Below are 16694 nucleotides of genomic sequence, written 5' to 3'. Positions count from 1 at the left end.
CAGCAGGAAACGCAGATTTCGCCGACAGCATGATTATTCCTGATCAACACCAGGTCTGTTCTATCCAAGCATACCTTCTGTATGATCAACGGGAAGCTTGGCAAGGCTTCTTAGGCGGCGGTGTGTGCCTTGTAAAAAAAATATTGGTAATTGTCAATAAAACGGTTTTTCCGGATGCGCGGCTTGCGCAGACATGAATGGGATATTAGTTTCGTGATGTGAGATTGTAAAAATCGCTTACATAAATCCACTACCATGAGATCAGTTGTTCAACCTCATCAGTTTCCGGCAGCTTCCGGCCAGACAAAACACCAGCGCTTCTGTTATACTGTAGTAAATATCATACTCATCCGATTTTATAGCCATTGACGGCTTGACTATTTCCTGAATACTTAGCGCCGGTCGCATAAAAATCCCTTATTCTAAAAAACAATCCAATGAAACCATTTTTACAAAACCATCTTCGAATGCTCTTACTGCTTGTGACGGGTATCTGCGTCTCGGGAGTATCAGCACAGAATACATTATCTGTTATTTCCTCAGGGCAAACAGGGGTTTCCGGCACTAACTGGTCGCTATCAGGGAATATATTAACTGTTTCAGGCGGAGCAGCAAGCATTCAGGCATCTGTTATCACTAACCATTTGGAGAGCACAGGAAGCCTTATCATTGTTGCATCAGGAGAGATCATTATTGATCAGGATATCCTGCCGGCATTGAATACCATACGCACGCTGACTTTAAAAACCAATGGGGATATCACACTAACGGGCAGCCGTGCAATCACCGCCACCGGAAGTTCTCTGAACTTGGTATGCTGGTCAGATGCTGATGGCACGGGCGGAGGAATGATCCATTGTAAACCCGGCAGCCGCATCACCACGAACGGCGGTCATCTATGGATGGCCGGCGGGTCAGGCTCTACCATCTGGAACGGGCTGACCGTTGGAAACGGATATGCCCGCGCCAAAACAGTCTTATCCGTTTCGCAGATACAACAATTGAATAACCAGTCGCAGGATTACCAGAATGCAATCACCATCGATAATTCTTCTATCAGCTCTGGCGGTGGAAATATCTATCTCGCCGGTGAATCTTCCGGGGAAAGTGTTGCCTATGGGCATATAGGTGTGCTGGTACAAAGAGGATCCAGTATAATTTCAGACGCAGGCAGCATTTCACTGACAGGGATATCAGCTTCTGTAAGAAATGCCAGTGGTTGGTTCTGGGGTATCCTGCTGGCCTCCGACAGATCAACCGAGCCGAACACTATTCGGTCAACTTCTGGTGGGATATCACTGGTGGGGGAATCTATCACGAGCTATAATTTCAATCACAGTGGGGGAGTGGGTATTTTCGAATGGCTGGTAGGCACACTTGGTATTAATGAGATCAGCTCTGTCAGCGGAGCGGTAACGATCGATGGGAATAATAAGAATGTGTCAAACACATCCTATGGAGGATTGGTATTTTCCGGTGGAGGGTCGGGCAGCCGCCGGGTCTATAGCCAAACCGGCAATATTACATTTATCGGACGCAGTGCCAATGCTTCATTGAATGGCATTGCGATCAGTGGGGGCATCAATGTAGGATATGACGGCGTTAATACCTGCAGTGGCAACATCGGTATCAGGACCAACCGACTGGCCGCGCTACCTGCAGCCGCACGTTTTCAGTCGACCGGGGAACTTTCCCTCGAGCCTCTTACAGCATCAACAGTGATCGGCATTGGCGGAGCTACCGGTACGCTTGCACTACCCGCGACCTATTTCTCCACCAACTTTGTGGATGGCTTTAGCCGCATCGTGATTGGGAATAGCACGCAGACCGGGAATATCTCTGTGGCCACAGTCTCTTTTAATGATGATATCAGCCTGCAAACATCGGGCGCAGTGACGCAAACAGGTGCAATCACTGCAGCCGCGCAACAATTGGATCTTGAGAGGGGCAGTTTCGCCCTTACGAATACAAGTAACAATGTGTCGAAATTATCGGGCAACGCCACGGCGATCAGTTTCATTAACAATGCCGCACTTGAGTTGAAGAATATCGCAGCCACAGGAACGATCAGTATCCGCACACCCGCGCATGGCATCACGATCAGCGGGAACATTGCTTCGCAGAGCACAAGCGCAACAGCTATGGTGATCGCTGCCGGATCCGGAAGCACTGCCGGTACAATTGCCGGGGGAGACATCACTGTAACGGGTACACCTGCCTTATCCGCAGGAACAGGCGGAAGCATACGGCTACATTCGGGAACACTTGCCGGCAGCAGTGGACTGTATCAGTTGGTCAGCACACAGATCGGCAAAGTACGTTACAATACCGATATCAATACGTCGGTTTTTAATCCTGTACTGACAAGCGGCATCAACATTCTGCTCAGGGAGAACGGTGCAGTGTGGACGGGATCTACCACGGATTACAATACTGGTACAAACTGGAGGGACGCGGCCGTTCCGGCTACCGGCGCAAACATTATCATTGATCCTTCTGCCACCGCCGATCTTGTCCTCGATGCTTCAAGAATCATTGGTGATCTTCATTTTAACGGAAGTAACCGTAAAATCATTCTGGGAAACTTTGATCTTACTGTCAACGGCGTTCTTTATGATGTGAATGCTACAAACTATATCCGGACAAATGGGGCGGGACAACTCAGGAAGACACTTGTCAACAATGCAACGTTCAGTTTTGCAACAGGCAACAGCAGCTTTAACCCGGTGACGATCACTAACCGCACAGGCTCCACTGATGAATTCCGCGTGCGTGTGCTGGATGATGTTTATATGAATGGGTATAGTGGCACACCTGTATCCGGTAAATATGTCAAACGCACCTGGGATATAGGCAAGGCAAATGCCAATGGTGGTAGTGGGATAGATCTGTTGTTCAACTGGAATAGCGATGAAATAAATTCTTCGTTTTCGAGTGCTGCCTTGTATCATTATGCATCAGGCTGGCAAAAGCAAACTGGTAGTACGTCCTTTACATCCAATACGCTGACATACCAGGGATATACAGGAAGCTTTTCGCCATTTGTGGTGGGAGATGCTGCGGTGGTGTTGCCGGTAACCTGGATGGATTTCACCGCTAAACTTGAACAGGGAGCAGTAGTGCTGGATTGGAGAACTGCTATGGAAGAGCGTGCTGTACATTACCGGGTCCAGCATGGTACCGATGCACAAAACTGGAAGGACCTCGGAACGATTGCCGCCACCGGTAACGCCCAACTGGAGAGCCGTTATAGTTATTTACATAAACAACCCGCAGCAGGAATGAACTATTACCGCTTATACCAGGTAGACGCGGATGGATCAGGTTCTTTCAGCAAAACGATCAGCATCCATATTGCTTCCATCATTAGTGAATTGAAGATTTACCCGAATCCTGTCGTCAATGGGTCGGTTGCTCTTACCCTTGCGTCGACAGGCAGTGTTCAATTCTTGAATGCTGCGGGGAGCGTGATAATGGAAAAGCAACTGAACAAAGGAAGCCATGTGATTTCGCTTGCGAATCTTGCTAAAGGAATTTATTTCATCAGGGCTGGACAGGCAACGAAGGTTTTTATCATCCGGTAAACCTGTAACAAGGATTAACTTAATAGCATTTTACACCCGGTGCAATCCTTATGGATTTCGTGTTGTCAGATGAAACTCAGCAGATCCTGATTTTTACAGGATCTGACTACTATCGGAACCTAACGTTCCTTCTTCAGGGATGTAAAAACCATGTGTTGTAAAAACTGCACCACACCCGTATCATCTTTATCGTTGCCAAAATCTGTCAGCGATGGCAAGTTCTTTTTGAAGAAGAACTGGTAATGCGCCATTTCAAGCAAAGTGCTTGACAGCGATCTGGGGTATTTATAGGAGTTGTTGTATTCCTTAAAGATCTCAGCGATCCTGCCGCAAAGGTCTTTGTATGGCTTGAAGAAGCGATCTTTATTATCCTGCGTCACATGTTTGGTGAGATAGGACTTGCTGCCCTCTGTGATTGCGATCTGGTAGAGCAGGTTCTTATCGATATGAGTGAAGGTGAACTGATCAGATAGTTGGAAGGTGAGCAGTTTGATGACCACGTTGATCTTTTCCTTTGGCGATGTTACATTATTGGTATGATAAATCAACTGGTATTCCAGCCAGGTCCATAGCCAGGCGATAAGATAGGTGAGCAGCTTGTGCTTGTTCTCAAAATACCGGTAGATGCTCGCTTCTGTTGTGCCGATCTCTGTTGCCAGTTTCTTGAAGGTAAAATCCTCAAACCCGATCTTATGGATCATCCGGATGCTATGCTGGATGATATTCCTTCCAAGCGGGGATTGCTCCGGGTCGCGCAAATAGAGCTTGGGATTCATTTTAATCTGCAACTGAAATTCCATAACGCAAAAATGAGAATTCTTTCCGAAGTTAAACTATTGACTGGTATATTTTTACAATCTTTTGTGATAGTAATACTATTATTCGTAAAAGTTTGATTATTATATTTGCAAAAATATTCGCTCAGGCATAACTAACCGCAATGGCAGAAAAAACCGTTTCACTCGTAAAATCCGTGTTGAGGCTCAACCGGATACTGCTGCTCGAAAAGAGAGACTTTGCGGCAGCTTGCGTATTCGCCCTGCTGGCAGGGCTCGTTCAGCTATCCCTTCCGCTGGGCATTCAATCCATCATCAGCTTTGTACTGGCCGGTACCATCTCAACCTCCATCGTGGTGCTGATCGCCATGGTTGTCTTCGGCGTGTTCATCAACGGACTCTTGCAGGTCAGGCAGCTGCAGATCATTGAGAAGGTGAAGCAGAAACTGTTCGTCAGGTATTCGCTTGAATACAGTGACCGCATTCCGAAACTCAATATCGAAAACCTCGATCATGAATATCTGCCGGAAGTGGTCAACAGGTATTTCGACAGCGTTTCCCTGCAAAAAGGCATTGATAAACTCATGATCGAGTTGCCTGCGTCAGTGATACAAGTCATACTGGGTGTGGTGCTGCTTTCTTTTTATCACCCCTTGTTCATTGCCTTTGGGATCGTGCTGATTGGGATCGTACTCACGATCATCCGGCTCACCTCCACGAAGGGGCTGCAGACTGCCTATAAAGCCAGCGACTATAAATACGCCGTTGCCGCCTGGGTGCAGGAGATCGCCCGTACAATTAAGTCTTTTAAATATACGAAAGGCACTTCACTTCATATGAACAAGACCGACGCATTGGTGAGTGATTACCTTTCTTCCAGAACCAGTTATTTCGGCATTCTTTTAACGCAGTTCTGGAGCCTGATCTCTTTTAAGATCATCATCACTGCCGCGATGCTGATCATCGGAGCCTACCTGCTGGTAGATCAGCAGATCAATGTCGGTCAGTTTATCGCCGCAGACATTGTGATCATTGCGATCATCGCTTCTATCGAAAAGCTGATCGTCAATCTTGATACTGTTTATGATGCGATCGTTTCAGTGGAAAAGTTAAGCGCGATCACTAATGCGGAAACAGAACAAAGCGGCAGCCTGCAACTGCCGGTAGAACAGGAGGGCGTTTCTGTTGAATTCAAGCAGGTGGGGTTTGCTTATGGCAATAACAAACCTGTGCTGAAGGATATCAACTTCAGCATAAAGGCAGGACAAATGGTGCAGATCAAAGGCGTATCCGGTTCAGGTAAGTCCACCGTGCTGCGGCTGCTGACAGGGGCTTTTAAAAATTATACAGGACATGTTTTGCTGAACAGCGCACCTGTAGCTAATTACGATGTGGCCAACCTGCGCAGGAACACTGGCATACTGCTCGGTAGCCAGGATATCTTCCAGGGAACGCTTTGGGAAAACCTCACGATGGGCAATGATGCCATCACTATGCAGCAGGTAAATGAGCTTTGCGAGAGAACAGGTCTGATCAATTTTGTGAAATCTTCTGGGAAGGGATACGATACGCAGTTGCTGCCCGTAGGTAATAAACTGTCAGAAAATGTCCGCAGGAATATCCTTCTCGTAAGAGCATTGCTTGCCGAACATAAATTGCTGTTGCTGGAGGAGCCATTTGCACACCTTCCGAATGAAAATAAAGCGAAGATGATTGCCTATATCAGGAAAGAGGCAGCGTCTACCACACTTATCGCTTCACAGGATGAAACGCTCAGCCAGTATTGCGACCAGTTGATCCAACTTAGCCCTGAGGGAGAAGTACTGTCCTAAAAACGTATAACATGAGCAAGTATTTACAATCAGATATAGACACCATAGCGGGCGAAAGCAAGCTTCGATGTTTTTCCAATATTTACCTGTTCTATCGTAAGAGCAGGATAAAAAGATGGCTATGGGGACTGCTCTTACTGCTGTTAGCGATCATGTTCTTACCGTGGACGCAGAACATCCGTGCAAGAGGAACGGTGACAACACTGCGGCAGGAACAACGCCCTCAACAGGTGAACACCATGATCGGCGGCAGTATTATGAAATGGCATATCAAAGAGGGCGATTTTGTAAAGGCGGGAGATACACTGTTGCAACTTGGTGAGGTGAAAGTGGATTATTTCGATCCTCAATTGCTTAACAGAACGCAGCAGCAGATCAGCGCCAAGCAACAGACCATGGAAAGTTACCGGGGAAAAGCAGCAACGACTGTCGTCCAATCACAAGCCCTGCAACAAGCAAGGGAACTCAAGCTGCAGTCGCTGGACAACAAGATCGCGCAGCAGGAATTAAAGATCAGGACTGAAGAGGCTGATCTTTCAGCGGCAACCAATGAACTGGAAGCTTATAAACGCCAGTCGGAAGCTGCCCGTGTGATGCTCGATAGCGGAGCGATCTCGCTGACCGACTTTGAAAGAAGGAAGATCAATTACCAGAACGGACTTGCGAAATGGAACAGTGCCAGCAATAAACTTCAACAGAGCAAACAGGAGATGATCAATCTCCGGATCGAGCAACAGTCAACTTTGCAGGAATATACGGATAAGATCGCCAAAGTGAGCGGTGACAGGTTCTCCTCGTTATCTGACGCTGCCAGCACCGAAGCGGAGCTCTTGAAACTACAGAATCAACTGGCAAACTACGATGCGCGGAGTAAGCTGTATTATATCATTGCACCGCAGAGCGGACAGATCACGAAGGCCAGGAAGGCCGGGATAGGAGAGTTCCTCAAAGAAGGCGATATGATCGTTGAGATCGTTCCGGATAAGATCCAGTATGCGATCGAACTGTTTGTAAAGCCGATGGATCTTCCGTTGATCAGCCGGGGGCAGACAGTGAGGTTTGTATTCGATGGTTTTCCGGCCATCGTCTTCAGTGGCTGGCCGGGTGGCAGTTACGGCACATTTGGCGGTAAGGTGGTGGCTGTGGAGAATTCAGTGAGCGCCAATGGTAAATTCCGCGTGTTGGTAGTGGAAGATACAGCAGACAGGAAATGGCCAGCACTGTTGCGGATAGGCGGTGGCGCGGAAGGCATCATGTTGCTGAAAGATGTTCCTGTATATTATGAACTGTGGCGGAACATCAACGGCTTTCCACCTGAGTATTATCAGCTGGAAGAATCCGGTCAGAAAGAAAAGGTCATGTACAAATAGATCAGTCGACAAATGAGACACGTGATATTGAAATATATACCAGTTACCGTCATGCTGCTACTGATGCGTTACATTACAGCATCTGCACAGGATACGCAGTTGCTAACGGAAGAGTCATTCATTCAGCAGGTGAAGCAATATCACCCGGTCATAAAGCAAGCCGATCTGCTGACGCAAAAAGCAGCGGCCGATCTTCTCAGTGCACGTGGCGCGTTCGATCCGCTATTTGAAACGGGCAATACTGCTAAAACGCTGGATGGGGTTAACTATTATCATTACGCCAATCCCGAACTGAAGATCCCGACGGCTGCAGGCGTTAACCTGAAAACAGGCTTTGAAAAAGCGGAAGGTCAATACATCAATCCTGAACGCACCCGTGGGGTTGCCAGTTATATCGGCATGGAGCTGCCGTTGCTGAACGGATTGCTGACAGATAAGAAACGCACTACGCTCCGCCAGGCGGAAATTTATACAAAGCAGACGGCACAGGAGCGACTGCTAGTGATCAATGATCTGTTATTTGATGCCCGCACTTCTTATTGGGAATGGGCGGGTGCATGGTATCTCTATCGCGTTTATACAAATTACATAGGCATAGCAGCAAAACGGGCACGGCTTGTCAGCATCTCTTTTCAGAATGGTGACCGGGCCATGGCCGATACGGTAGAGGCCTGGGCACAGTTGCAGAACGTCAGGCTGCTGCAATCAGACGCCTTGTTGAACCTTAATAAAAAAATACTGGATCTTTCCGCTTATCTCTGGACAGCGAATGAAGCCCCTTACCTGTTGCCCGAAGAATATACACCCGATACGCTCGCACTTCCGGCTTTGCAGTTGCTGCCAGACACAACTTCGTTGATCACAGAACTAACCAGTGCTCATCCCGCGATTCAGTCGGCCCTTTTCAAATTAGATATCCTCGATGCCGAACGCAGGCTGAAACGTCAGAACCTACTGCCTGTAGTCAACCTGCAGGCAAATGTACTCAGCAAGGATTATTACCAGTATGATAAAATGTCCTGGGCTTACCTCGATAATAATTACAAGTGGGGTATCAACGTACGTGTTCCATTGCTTCTACGGCAGGAGCGCGGCGACTATAAAAATGTGCTGATCAAGATCAGGGATAACAATATTGAATTGCAAAAGAAGCAATGGGACCTGCAGAATAAGGTCAGGAAGTATTATGCAGAAGCTGTTCAGTTGCAGGATCAGTTGCAGGCTGCGCGGGAGATGACTACCGCCTACACCGCATTGTTAAGAACGGAGGAATTGAAATTCACACAGGGCGAGAGTTCGATGTTCCTGATCAATGCAAGAGAGAATAAGACACTGGAAATGCAGCAGAAAGTGATTGAGTTGCAGGTAAAGTATCGCAAAGCTGCTTATGGGATCCGATGGGCAGCGGGGTTGATGGCGGCGGAGTAGGAAGCCGGATAGTAAAAAATGTCTACCGGTAATCCGCAATAGCAAGCAATTTATTAATATTATGCACGATGATCTTTCTTCCCTTCGTTTCAATTATCGCCTCTTCCTTGAACTCTCCCAGGATCCTCACCACATTTTCCCTTACCGTCTACAAAAGGCCCGCGAGACCGCTGCGGCTCATATTGATCTCCACCGAACAGGTGCTGCGGGAACTGAAAACTGCACGTTTATTGTTCGCCATCGGCAAGGCCAATGTCACCAGTACATTTGAAAGGGCGTTAAACAGAAGCGGCGTTGTCGTAGAGGCATCCTGATTGTATTGTGGTCGGGAGGCTTAATTCCTGACACAATGTTAATGCAAGCCGGGGCTTATTAGGAACGCTGCGGATGCGGCGAGCGCGGAGAAATGCAATGTTACCTCCCGGCTATTTCGACGCGTCCGTTGCGTATCGCCGCGTCCGAGGCCTTCCCATGCGCAGTAGACGCACTAATTCAGATACCATATCGAAATATTCAATGCAGAGGCGAAACTGACCCAGGCCAGGTAAGGCCACTGAAGGTTGGAAGCCAGTGGCGAGACCTTATAAAATTGCCGGATCATTACCAGGATGCAGATCCACAGTGCGATGATGATGATGGCAGCAAGAGCGATCAAATGGAACTGGAAAAAAGCAAAGCCCCACCAGAAGTTCAAGAAAAGCTGAATGCCGAAGCTGATGACTGCATTCTGGCGGTAGCGGGAGGCGGGCTGTTTAAGAATAAGATATAGTGAGATGCCCATTGTTATGTAAAGTACCGCCCATACCGGGCCAAATAAAAAGTTCGGTGGGGTAAAACCAGGCTTCCTGATGGTGGGATACCATTCCTGTACATTCTGGGCTGTGACTAATCCAGCGATAACCCCGACCGCAAGTGGCAAAGCCAGGCTTAAAGTTAATAATTGCCATTTTTTCATTGGTGTCTGAGTTTATATCTGCGAGTAAAGCACAAACTGATCCGTTTTCATTTATTTGCCTGCCCTCTGAAGCAAAATAATGATCATGCTTTCAGTAGCAACAGAGACAGAGCAGCCGTCATTCATTGTCTACGGAAAACGAGTGAAAGGAAGTTTTGTTCATCGGGTGTCAAATCCTGTCGGCCATGTTTGTGAGCGTAATCAGCGGGAGCCTCTGCCGTTCAGGGGAAAATTTCCTGGCATTAGGAATGCGGCACTCGTCAGTCCGAAAATATTTCCGGGAGAATTCAGCACGCCCGTGAACAATTTTCCATCTCATCGATTTATAGCAAAGATTGTTCGCTGTTCAGCCATTGCGGCAGCGCCATTGAATTGTTGAAGAAACATACATCCTTCAGCTATAAAAACACAACAAGATGAGTCTTTTAGTCAGAACTTTCATCATAGCAGGCGCAAGCAGCGGTATAGGTCTGGCACTTGCGAAAAGATTATTGGATGCAGGTCATCGTGTGCATGGCGTAAGCCGGACGCCGGGCCCACTGCAGGATCGGCAAGGATACACGCATTATGCAGTTGATCTTCTGCAGGAATATTCCCTGCCCGTCGTAATCGGACCAATACACGGCCTGGCTTTTTGTCCTGGCAGTATCATGCTTAAACCGGTGGAGCGCCTGACCACTGCGGATGTCGACCGGGATTTTACGCTGAATGCGAAAGCTGCATTCTTATTCGTCCGGCAATATCTTCCGCAGTTGAGAGAAAGCGGCAGCGCGTCTGTTGTGTTGTTCAGTACGGTAGCGGTACAAACAGGCATGCCCTTTCATGCAAGCGTTGCGATGGCGAAAGGAGCAGTCGAAGGACTCAGTCGGGCACTGGCAGCAGAACTGGCGCCGGCGATCAGGGTGAATGCCATTGCGCCGTCACTAACCGATACGCCGCTGGCATCAGGATTGCTGAATACAGAGGCTAAGGTGGAGGCTGCGAAACTACGACATCCGTTGCGCACGGTCGGATCGGTGGACGAGCATGCCTCTCTCGCATACTACCTGCTTACAGATTCGACGTGGATCACCGGACAGGTGATCGGCGTAAATGGTGGTTTAGGGTCAATTATAAAATAAATATGAAAATACTTGTGACCGGTTCTACCGGCTATATCGCGCAGCGGCTTTTGCCTGTATTGCTGGAGAACGGTCATGAATTGGTTTGCATCAGCCGTGATGCAAACCGCTTTGACAAAAGCCAGTATAGTCATCCGGAACGGATCCGGGTGGTGGAAGCAGACCTGCTGGATGTTGGCAGTCTTTCATTCCCGTCCGATATCGATGCGGCTTATTACCTCGTGCATTCCATGAGTGCCAGGGGCGGCTTCAGTTCACTGGAGGAACAGTCGGCCAACAACTTTGTGCAGGCCATACAAGCCACTCATGCAAAGCAGGTGATCTACCTGAGTGGCATCATCAATGACAAGGAATTATCAGCGCATCTTTCTTCGCGGAAGAAGGTGGAAGAGATCCTGTCTGGGGGCAACGTACCAGTAACTACGTTGCGTGCAGGCATTATCGTTGGCTCAGGAAGTGCTTCGTTCGAGATCATCCGCGACCTGGTGGAGAAACTTCCCGTAATGGTCGCACCGAGATGGCTTTACACGAAATGCCAGCCGGTTGCCATCCGGAACGTGATCGAATTCCTATCCCGCGTACTTGGGAAGGAATTTAGTTATGGTCAGCACTATGATATCTATGGCCCGGATATTCTTACGTATAAACAAATGCTGCTTCAATTTGCTGAAGTGCGCGGTTTGAAAAGGTCTATCCTGACAGTTCCGGTGATGACGCCGAAGTTATCATCATACTGGTTATATTTCGTAACATCCACTTCCTATGCCCTTGCGCGAAACCTGGTGGAGAGCATGAAGGTAGATGTGGTGGCTACGCCGAATGACCTGAAAGATCGCCTCGGCATCACACTGATCCCCTACAAAGAAGCGATCCGCATTGCATTCGATAAGATCGAGCAGAACATGGTGCTGTCCACCTGGAAAGATGCTTTCGGAGGACCTTCCATACATCGCCTTTCACAACATGTGCAGGTGCCCACCTTTGGTGTGTTCACCGATAAGAAGGAGGTTGTAACAAAAGATCCTGGGCAGGCATTGAACAGGATCTTTGCGATCGGAGGACAATCGGGCTGGTACTATGCCGATTGGTTGTGGAGTTTTCGTGGCTTCCTGGACAAACTGTTTGGCGGCGTTGGTTTGAAGAGGGGGAGAAAGAACCCGGTAAAGATCGCAGCGGGTGAGTCGCTTGATTTCTGGCGAGTGATTTATGCTGATAGAAAAGAACAGCGGCTCTTGCTATATGCTGAAATGAAATTGCCGGGAGAAGCCTGGCTCGAATTCACGGTGAAAGGCGATGAGGTAATGCAGACAGCCACTTTCCGCCCGCTGGGGATTGGGGGAAGGTTGTACTGGTATGCCGTGTTACCATTTCACTACTTTATTTTTAATGGAATGATCAGGAAGATAGCTGGAGGGAAGTAGGAGGCAGAGTAAAATCAATATGCTTAATCGTTGTTTTGCAATGAAAATTAAATATACCACCTTACGTCTGTTGCTCGGCGATCAATTGAACCTGCAACACTCCTGGTTCAAAGAAAAGCGCGATGATGTATTGTATGTGTTGATGGAATTAAGATCAGAAACAGATTATGTCTGGCATCATCTCCAGAAGGTCTGCGCGTTTTTAGCCGCTATGGAAGAATTTGCTTCAATGCTCAATGCTGAAGGACACACTGTTGTTTATTATAAACTTGATGATCCTGAAAATCTGCAGACATTTTCCTCCAACTGCGCACACCTCATCCGGCAATTTCAGATCAGGCATTTTGAATATCAGCAACCGGATGAATACCGAGTCGATTCTGAGTTGAAGGAGTTTTGCACAAGCCTACACATTTCATCTGCAATGTTGGATTCGGAACATTTTTATACTACGCGTGATGAACTGGCTGTTTTTTTCGAAGGAAAGAAAACCATCCTGATGGAGAATTTCTACAGGGCCATGCGGCGCAAACACGATGTGTTGATGATCGGCAGGGACCCTCTGGGTGATCAATGGAATTTTGATGAAGAAAACCGGAAGAAACTGCCTGCCAAACATAAACCAACCCCGCCGCTGCTTTTTCATAATGATGTAAGGAAAACGTATGAACGCATCAGCAAAACAGGTATGAAAACGATCGGCGCCATTATGCCTGATGATCTTGGCTGGCCATTGAACAGGAAACAGTCCCTTGCCTTGCTGGATCATTTCCTGAAGGAATGCCTGCCATTGTTCGGTACATTCCAGGATGCGATGCAGCAACATGAATGGTCGCTCTATCATTCGCGGCTGTCATTCAGTCTGAATACAAAAATGATCAGTCCCGCAGAAGTTGTGAATGCGGCTCTGCAGGAATGGAAGAGCAACAGCAAAATAATTGCATTGAATCAACTCGAAGGTTTTGTGCGACAGATCCTCGGTTGGAGGGAATACATGCGCGGGTTATACTGGATGAAGATGCCGTCGTTTGAGGAAGTGAATTTCTTTGACCACCAGCGCAAACTGCCGGACTGGTACTGGACCGGCGCAACAAAAATGAATTGTTTGAAACAGTGCATCAGCCAGTCACTGCAGTATGCATACGCACATCATATCCAACGATTGATGATCACGGGTAATTTCGCGTTGCTGGCGGGTATCAAGCCGGCGGATGTCGATTTCTGGTACCTGGGTATTTATATCGATGCGATCCAGTGGGTGGAGTTGCCTAATACGAGGGGAATGAGTCAGTATGCGGATGGAGGAATCACTGCATCAAAACCATATACAGGCAGCGCGAACTATATACACAAGATGAGCAATTACTGCGGATCCTGTTACTATGACCGGTCTGCGAAAACAGGGGATGCTGCTTGTCCGTTCAATAGTCTTTACTGGGATTTTCATGACCGGCATCGCGATAAGCTGGAGAAGAATCCACGGTTGAGTATGGTGTACAGGCTATGGGATAAGATGAGGCCGACCGAACGTAAAGCAATTTTACTGCGTGCGGCGGATTGTCTTGATCGTATGGACGATCTGTAGAAGAAGGATCATCACCTGTGTTGACGAACAAGCTCAGTCCAGTTACTGAGATTGTCCTTCGTGCGGATCATTATTACAAAAACCAGATTGTACAATCAGTTTTTGGAGTTTGCCACACTGTTGTCGAATTGTGTCACCGATTTCAGTATAACGTTTTTATAAAGCAGCATTTCAGGTTAAAAGAAAATGCAATGATGTTTGCTAATTGCCTGGATTTCCCGGCCTGTATACTTAACGTGTTCGCTGATCTTTTCGACCAGTCCTACGCTATTCAACGATCTGATCGTGTCACAGATAAGCAAGCTTATACCTGACATAACTTCTCATCATCACTGAAAGTTTTTTTGAGTTGGGGATCCTGATCCGCTCCTGCATGATCCGCTGCGCCGGCGTTTGTTTTATTTTCCTGAACAGCGACAGATAATATTTATAAGCGAGATATACACCAAATTTCGAACAGGCGGGCAATCTTTCGATCCCCGTCAGCGCTTCTTTAAATTCTTTCTCAATATCTTCTTCAATGGCTGATTTGATCTCGTTATCAAAAATACCTTGTTTAATATCCGGAAAATAAATGCGTCCCAGCACATGGTAATCATCTTTCAGATCACGCAGGAAATTCACCTTCTGAAATGCAGATCCCAGCTTCATGGCGTAAGGCTTTAATGCGTCGTATGCTGACACATTGCCTTCGACAAACACATGCAGGCACATCAATCCTACCACTTCGGCCGATCCAAGTATGTACTCCTCGTAGCGGTCAGCGTCATATTCAATGGAAGAGAGATCCATTCGCATGCTGTTGAGAAACTGCGCGATCAACGCTCTGTCGATCCTGAACTGGCTGACAGTTTCCTGGAACGACTGCAGAACAGGATTCAGCGAAATGCCTTCATCAAGTGCCTGCCATGTCTGCTCTTCAAATCTGTTCAGCAGCACTTGTTTGTCATAGTCGTGAAAGCTGTCAACGATCTCATCAGCAAGACGAACATATCCATAAATAGCATAGATAGCAGGTCGGATGGATGAACTCAACGCCAGGATGCCCAGTGAAAAACTGGTGCTGTATGTTCGGGTGATGTCTTTGCTCACCTGCCGCGAGACCTGGTCAAAAAGTTTTTTCAAAACGGAATGATTTAAGATTATTGACGGCAGTTGCGGCGATCTTCCCCGAGATCAATGAAGGCGGCACTCCCGGACCCGGCACTGTAAGTTGTCCGGCATAAAAAAGATTACTCAGTTGTTTATTTCGGATCGCTGGTTTAAGCACGGCAGTTTGCGCCAGTGTATTGGCCAGCCCATATGCGTTGCCTTTATACGCATTATAGTCACCAATGAAGTCGTTGACGCAGTAGCTATGCTTATAATCGATCTTGCTGACAAGGTTGGTTACGCCGGTGGCTTTTTCTATCCGGGTGATCATTTCGCGGAAGTATTTTTCACGCATTGCTACGTTATCCTCAAGACCGGGTGCCAAAGGCATCAGCAGGAAGAGGTTCTCGTGACCGGTTGGTGCTACAGAAGGGTCTGTCTTTGATGGGCAGCAGGCATAGAACAAAGGTTGCCCCGGCCATTTTTTATCGGTATAGATATCGTCAATGTGGCCGTCGAAATCATGCTCTAAAAATAATGTATGATGTTTAAGATTTGGTATCGGTTCGTTGAAGCCGAGATAATAGATGAGGGAAGATGGGGCGAAAGTCCTGCTTTCCCAATAGTCTTCCCGGTAATTACGGAGAGGTGCATCCAGCAAGGTTTCGGTATGATGATAATCGGAAGAGGCGATCACTGCATCGAAAGCCAGCTCTTCACCTTTAACGATCAGTCCGGTTACTTTTCCTTTATTGGTGCAGATCTCTTCCACGGGTTGATTGAAATGAAAGCTCGCTCCTTCGCTTTCCGCGATCCGTTGCATGGCCAGCACCAGTTCATAGAATCCGCCCATCGGGTACCAGGTGCCAAGAACATAGCCGCCATAATTCATTAAACTATAAAGTGCAGGGATTTTTTTTGGTGAAGCGCCGAGAAAGATCACGGGAAACTCCATTAATGCAACAAGCCAGGGATGTTTGAAATATCGCTTCACATAGCTGCGGAAGTTGGAGAGCAGATCCAGTTTGACAGCGCTTGCAGCTATTTGCGGAGTGACAAATTCCCACCACGAGTGACAGGGCTTCTGTACAAACTGACGCATCCCCACCTCGTATTTATATCGCGCTGCATTCATAAAGGCCTCAAGCTTTTCGCCGGCGCCGGGCTCAATGTCTTCGCATAAAGTTTTGAGATCCGAATAGGCTGACGGTATATTCAGTCTGCCATCCGCGAAGATCATTTCAAATTGTGGGTCTAGCTTTACCAGTTTGTAAAAGTCGGTAGCTTCATAGCCAAAGTCGTTGAAAAATGCATTGATCATATCAGGCATCCAGTACCAGCTTGGCCCCATATCAAACGTATATCCATTATCCGTTTTGAATTGGCGGGCCCTGCCTCCGGGTATGCTGTTTTTCTCAAATACATGCACATCATGACCTTCCTTCGCTGCGTAAGCGGCAGCTGATAATCCTGAAAAGCCTGAACCTATAATTGCTATTCTTTTTCTCATTCGCTTATATTTCGCTTATT

13 protein-coding genes are annotated in these 16694 nt (G+C 47.5%); 8 read left to right on the top strand and 5 right to left on the bottom strand.

All coding sequences use genetic code 11. From position 1 onward, the window contains the following. The first annotated feature begins 437 nt into the window (after window positions 1–437). Window positions 438–3584: a T9SS type A sorting domain-containing protein gene (locus LZZ85_RS18330; RefSeq protein WP_237874797.1), complete on the top strand. Its 3147-nt coding sequence runs from the start codon at window positions 438–440 to the stop codon at window positions 3582–3584. Between the two features lie 119 nt (window positions 3585–3703). Here the strand turns inward: LZZ85_RS18330 and LZZ85_RS18325 are convergent, their stop codons facing one another. Further along, window positions 3704–4360 (bottom strand): TetR/AcrR family transcriptional regulator, encoded by a 657-nt coding sequence (locus LZZ85_RS18325; protein ID WP_237874796.1) that lies wholly within the window; start codon window positions 4358–4360, stop codon window positions 3704–3706. Between the two features lie 164 nt (window positions 4361–4524). On the opposite strand from LZZ85_RS18325, the gene LZZ85_RS18320 reads away from it, so the two are divergent. The 3 genes from LZZ85_RS18320 to LZZ85_RS18310 are packed head-to-tail and all read left to right on the top strand — an operon-like array spanning window position 4525 to window position 8990. Continuing rightward, on the top strand, window positions 4525–6192 hold the full coding sequence (locus LZZ85_RS18320; protein ID WP_237874795.1) for a peptidase domain-containing ABC transporter: 1668 nt from the start codon (window positions 4525–4527) through the stop codon (window positions 6190–6192). A gap of 11 nt (window positions 6193–6203) precedes the next feature. Further along, window positions 6204–7562: an HlyD family secretion protein gene (locus tag LZZ85_RS18315; protein WP_237874794.1), complete on the top strand. Its 1359-nt coding sequence runs from the start codon at window positions 6204–6206 to the stop codon at window positions 7560–7562. A 12-nt stretch (window positions 7563–7574) separates the two neighbouring features. Then, complete coding sequence (locus LZZ85_RS18310; protein WP_237874793.1) at window positions 7575–8990, top strand: TolC family protein; 1416 nt, start codon at window positions 7575–7577, stop codon at window positions 8988–8990. 22 nt (window positions 8991–9012) lie between these two features. Here LZZ85_RS18310 and LZZ85_RS18305 read toward each other — a convergent pair whose 3' ends face one another. Then, window positions 9013–9087 carry a hypothetical protein gene (locus tag LZZ85_RS18305; protein WP_432422774.1) on the bottom strand — a complete coding sequence of 25 codons (75 nt, stop codon included), beginning with the start codon at window positions 9085–9087 and terminating at the stop codon, window positions 9013–9015. On the opposite strand from LZZ85_RS18305, the gene LZZ85_RS28855 reads away from it, so the two are divergent. Further along, window positions 9059–9304, top strand: a complete 246-nt coding sequence (locus tag LZZ85_RS28855; protein ID WP_237874879.1) for a hypothetical protein — start codon at window positions 9059–9061, stop codon at window positions 9302–9304. The genes LZZ85_RS18305 and LZZ85_RS28855 overlap by 29 nt on opposite strands. 173 nt (window positions 9305–9477) lie before the next feature. Here LZZ85_RS28855 and LZZ85_RS18295 read toward each other — a convergent pair whose 3' ends face one another. Next, a complete protein-coding gene (locus tag LZZ85_RS18295) occupies window positions 9478–9945 on the bottom strand; it encodes a TspO/MBR family protein (protein WP_237874792.1) in 468 nt (155 codons plus the stop codon). Between the two features lie 416 nt (window positions 9946–10361). On the opposite strand from LZZ85_RS18295, the gene LZZ85_RS18290 reads away from it, so the two are divergent. The 3 genes from LZZ85_RS18290 to LZZ85_RS18280 are packed head-to-tail and all read left to right on the top strand — an operon-like array spanning window position 10362 to window position 14072. Continuing rightward, window positions 10362–11066 carry an SDR family NAD(P)-dependent oxidoreductase gene (locus tag LZZ85_RS18290; protein ID WP_237874791.1) on the top strand — a complete coding sequence of 235 codons (705 nt, stop codon included), beginning with the start codon at window positions 10362–10364 and terminating at the stop codon, window positions 11064–11066. A 2-nt stretch (window positions 11067–11068) separates the two neighbouring features. After that, window positions 11069–12487, top strand: coding sequence for an SDR family oxidoreductase (locus tag LZZ85_RS18285; RefSeq protein WP_237874790.1), 1419 nt, complete (start codon window positions 11069–11071; stop codon window positions 12485–12487). A gap of 40 nt (window positions 12488–12527) precedes the next feature. Continuing rightward, window positions 12528–14072 carry a cryptochrome/photolyase family protein gene (locus tag LZZ85_RS18280; RefSeq protein ID WP_237874789.1) on the top strand — a complete coding sequence of 515 codons (1545 nt, stop codon included), beginning with the start codon at window positions 12528–12530 and terminating at the stop codon, window positions 14070–14072. Between the two features lie 288 nt (window positions 14073–14360). Here the strand turns inward: LZZ85_RS18280 and LZZ85_RS18275 are convergent, their stop codons facing one another. Together LZZ85_RS18275 and LZZ85_RS18270 are read right to left on the bottom strand one after the other, a co-directional pair. Continuing rightward, complete coding sequence (locus LZZ85_RS18275; protein WP_237874788.1) at window positions 14361–15197, bottom strand: phytoene/squalene synthase family protein; 837 nt, start codon at window positions 15195–15197, stop codon at window positions 14361–14363. Then, a complete protein-coding gene (locus LZZ85_RS18270; RefSeq protein WP_237874787.1) occupies window positions 15181–16674 on the bottom strand; it encodes a phytoene desaturase family protein in 1494 nt (497 codons plus the stop codon). The genes LZZ85_RS18275 and LZZ85_RS18270 overlap by 17 nt, the downstream gene beginning before the upstream one ends. Window positions 16675–16694: the final 20 nt, after the last annotated feature.

Origin of the sequence: Terrimonas ginsenosidimutans (assembly GCF_022012415.1) — a bacterium.
In the GTDB taxonomy this organism is placed as follows: domain Bacteria; phylum Bacteroidota; class Bacteroidia; order Chitinophagales; family Chitinophagaceae; genus Terrimonas_A; species Terrimonas_A ginsenosidimutans.
This window is presented reverse-complemented; position numbering and strand designations above follow the sequence as displayed.